We start from the raw sequence: 3,477 nt of genomic DNA on the forward strand, positions 1-3,477 counted from the left end.
TCTGGCCGCTCTGGCGGGGCAGCCGGTGCTGGTGCTGACCGACGTCTTCGGGGCCACGCCGAGCAATGTGGCGCAGCGGCTGGCCGACGGCGTCGAGGTGCGGCTGGTGACGGGGGTCAATGTGCCGATGCTGTGGCGCCTGCTGAGCCATCTGGACGAGCCCCTGGACTCGCTGGTGGGGCGCGCTGTGGCTGGCGGCAGCCAGGGGGTGATGCAGATCGCTTCTCAGCGTCCGCAGAACCAGGCCTTAAACTTGATGACCCATGATCAAAGCCACGCTCACCATCAGCAATAAGCTGGGCCTGCATGCCCGGGCTTCGGCCAAGCTCACCAAGTTGGCCACGACCTTCAAGTCCGAGGTGTTCATGAGCCGCAGCGAGCGTCGGGTGAACGCCAAGAGCATCATGGGCGTGATGATGCTGGCGGCGGGGCTGGGCTCCGAGGTCGAGCTGGAGGTGGACGGCCCCGACGAGCAGGCTGCCTTCGAGGCCATCAAGGCCCTGATCGACGACAAGTTCGGCGAAGGGCAGTGAGGCTGCTCCTTCAGGCACGAGGTCGGGCCTCGTGCCTGGGGGCTCAGAGTCCGCCGAGGAAGTGGCGGCGGTAGCGGCTGGGCAGGTCGTTCAGGCGCATCAGCATGGGCAGATCCGCGGTGTTGAAGTCCGGATCCCAGGCCGGCGCACCCAGCACCTTGGCCCCCACCCGCAGATAGCCCTTGATCAGGGCGGGCGGCTCCACCGGCAGCTCCTGGTTCAGTTCCTCCACCGGCAGCGGATGGCGTGGGCGCACTTGGTGCTCCACCGGAGCCAGGTGGCTCTGGCTCAGGCGGTGCCAGATGCTGGCCGCGGCATGGCCGCCATCGCGCATGCCGATGCTGGCGCAGCCCACCATGGTGTCCAGACCGTTCTGGTCCATGAAGGAGGCCAGCGCCCCCCACAGGGCCAGAATGACGCCGCCGGAGCGGTGCTCGGGGTCCACGCAGGAGCGCCCCAGTTCGGCCAGGCGCTCGCGCAGCGGGCGCAGGCGGGTCAGGTCGAATTCGGTGTCGCTGTAATAACCCCCCGCACGCCGGGCGGCTCCGGGCGTGAGCACGCGGTAGGTGCCGATGACCTGAGCGGGGCGATCGTCCTGCGGCAGGGTGCGCACGAGCAGGTGCTCGCAGAAGTCATCGAAGAGGTCCACGTCCAGGCCCTCCGGCGTGCCCGGTGGCGGGCGCAGGCGAGCGCCCATTTCCTGAGCAAACACCCGGTGGCGCAGGGCCTGTGCCTCGCGGACTTCGTCCTGATGGCGGGCCCACAGCACCTCGAAGGCGCCTTCCCCGAGCGGCGAGGCCGTGTCCAAGGGGGCTTTGCGCATCGGCAGCTGGCGAGGGGCTCGGAAGTCCAGCATCCCGATCAGCGGCAGGGTGGGCGTGGGCAGTTCTTTCATGGGCGGGGTCTCCTGATCCATGGCGCAGATGCTCTCCAGGACCGGTGACCGCGGCATGACACAGGATTGACGCTTTGGTGACGAGGTGTTCTGGCCTCCAGGTGGGGCGGGCCGGGCTGCTACATTGCTGGCATGAGCATCCAGGTCTTCGGTTTGCCGGTGTCTCGGGGCGTCGCGATCGGCCGCGCGGTGTTGCTGGCCGCCAGCCGCTTCGACGTGACGCATCACTTCATCGACCCCGCCGATGTGGGCCACGAGGTGGCGCGCCTGCGACAGGCCCGCGATGAGGTGTCCGCCGAATTGATGGCCCTCAAGCGCGAGGTGCCGGAGGAGGCGCACGCCGAGCTGGTGGCTTTGCTGGACGTGCATCTGATGATGCTGCATGACCCGATGCTGACGGACGCCATCGTCAACTGGATCATCCAGCGTCACTACAACGCCGAATGGGCGGTGGCCTCCCAGCTGGAGGTGCTGTCTCGCCAGTTCGACGACATGGGTGACGAGTACCTGCGCGAACGCAAGGCGGATGTCGAGCAGGTGGCCGAGCGGCTGATCAAGGTGCTGGTCCGTCACCGCAAGGGGTTGGCGGCCGCGGATCCCCTGGAGCCACCGCCCGCGCGAGACCTGGCGGGCGAGGAGCCGCTGGTGCTGGTGGCCAACGACATCGCGCCGGCGGACATGCTGCAGTTCAAGCGCAGTCTCTTCACAGGCTTTGTCACGGATGTGGGCGGGCGCACGTCCCACACCGCCATCGTGGCCCGCAGCATGGACATCCCGGCGGTTGTTGGTGCGCGCGAGGCCAGCCGGCTGGTGCGTCAGGATGACTGGGTGGTCATTGATGGAGACGCCGGCATCCTGATCGTCAATCCGCCACCGATGGTGCTGGAGGAGTACCGGTTCCGTCAGCAGCAGTCCGAACTCGAGCGGGCGCGCTTGAAGCGGCTTCGCAACACGCCCTCGGTGACCCTGGACGGTCAGGCGGTGGAGCTGTTGGCCAACATCGAGTTGCCCAGCGATGCGCCCGCCGTGCTGGAGGCGGGGGCCGTGGGAGTGGGGCTGTTCCGCAGCGAGTTCCTCTTCATGAACCGCGGAGGCCACCTGCCCGACGAGCAGGAGCAATATGAAGCCTATCGTGCCGTGGTGACCGCGCTCAATGGCCTGCCGGTGACGATCCGAACCGTGGATGTGGGGGCTGACAAACCGCTGGACCGGCTCTCGGTCCAGGAACTGCGGCACGAGCACAGCCTGAATCCTGCGCTGGGGTTGCGGGCCATTCGCTGGAGTCTGTCCGAACCGGACATGTTCCTGCAGCAGTTACGTGCCGTGCTGCGGGCCGCCGCCCATGGGCGGGTGCGAGTCCTCATTCCCATGGTGGCCCATCTGCAGGAGGTGCAGCAGGTGTCGGCGCTGATTGATCGGGCCCGCGCCAGCCTGGTGGCGGATGGCTTGCCCTTCGGTGCGGTCGAGCTCGGGGTGATGATCGAGATTCCCGCGGCCGTGCTGATCCTGCCAAGCCTGCTGCGGCATTTCGACTTCATTTCCATCGGCACCAACGATCTGATTCAGTACGCGCTGGCCATCGACCGGGCGGACGAGGCGGTGTCTCACCTCTACGACCCCTGGCATCCGGCCGTGCTGCGCTTGATCGCCCAGTCCATCGAGCAGGCGAATGCCATGGGGCGAGGGGTGAGTGTCTGCGGCGAGATGGCCGGGGATCCTGCCTTCACCGAACTCTTGCTGGCCATGGGGCTGCGCAGCTTCTCCATGCACCCGGCCCAGATCGGGTCAATCAAGCAGAAGATCCTGCGGGCGGATGCCCGCGCGCTGGGAGCGGCCTTGCCCGCCGTGCTGGAAGCCGACAACCCACAAGAGGTGGGGGGCGCCTTGCTGAGATCGGGTGGTGGGCGGCCGGTTCGCGCGGGGCTTGCATAGCTCCCCAAAGATTCGCTATACTGCAGGGCTTCGCTGATCGCTGCCTTGCGGTGGTCAGTGAAGCAAGTCAAGCGAAGTGCGAAGCAAATTCTTCAAAAAGCGCTGACAAGAAAAGAG

General features: G+C 67.0%; 4 protein-coding genes. 3 read left to right on the plus strand and 1 reads right to left on the minus strand.

The genetic code is table 11. The annotated features are described in order from the left end of the window. Positions 1 to 295: PTS sugar transporter subunit IIA (locus I73_RS27425; RefSeq protein ID WP_040500262.1), on the plus strand; the 295-nt coding region annotated here is incomplete at its 5' end. Next, a complete protein-coding gene (locus I73_RS11275) occupies positions 264 to 533 on the plus strand; it encodes an HPr family phosphocarrier protein (protein WP_022980708.1) in 270 nt (89 codons plus the stop codon). The genes I73_RS27425 and I73_RS11275, both read left to right, overlap by 32 nt. A gap of 43 nt (positions 534 to 576) precedes the next feature. On the opposite strand, the gene I73_RS11280 is transcribed toward I73_RS11275, so the two are convergent. Then, positions 577 to 1,356: a GNAT family N-acetyltransferase gene (locus tag I73_RS11280; protein WP_374701957.1), complete on the minus strand. Its 780-nt coding sequence runs from the start codon at positions 1,354 to 1,356 to the stop codon at positions 577 to 579. 204 nt (positions 1,357 to 1,560) lie between these two features. Here I73_RS11280 and ptsP point away from each other — a divergent pair, with 204 nt between their 5' ends. Further along, positions 1,561 to 3,360, plus strand: coding sequence for a phosphoenolpyruvate--protein phosphotransferase (gene ptsP / locus I73_RS27430; protein WP_022980710.1), 1,800 nt, complete (start codon positions 1,561 to 1,563; stop codon positions 3,358 to 3,360). Positions 3,361 to 3,477: the final 117 nt, after the last annotated feature.

It is taken from the genome of Ideonella sp. B508-1, assembly GCF_000333615.1.
In the GTDB taxonomy this organism is placed as follows: domain Bacteria; phylum Pseudomonadota; class Gammaproteobacteria; order Burkholderiales; family Burkholderiaceae_C; genus Ideonella.

Coding starts and splice junctions, on each gene's coding strand:
- I73_RS11275 (WP_022980708.1), top strand. CDS start 264: ATGATCAAAGCCACGCTCACCATCAGCAATAAGCTGGGCCTGCATGCC.
- I73_RS11280 (WP_374701957.1), bottom strand. CDS start 1,356: ATGCGCAAAGCCCCCTTGGACACGGCCTCGCCGCTCGGGGAAGGCGCC.
- ptsP (WP_022980710.1), top strand. CDS start 1,561: ATGAGCATCCAGGTCTTCGGTTTGCCGGTGTCTCGGGGCGTCGCGATC.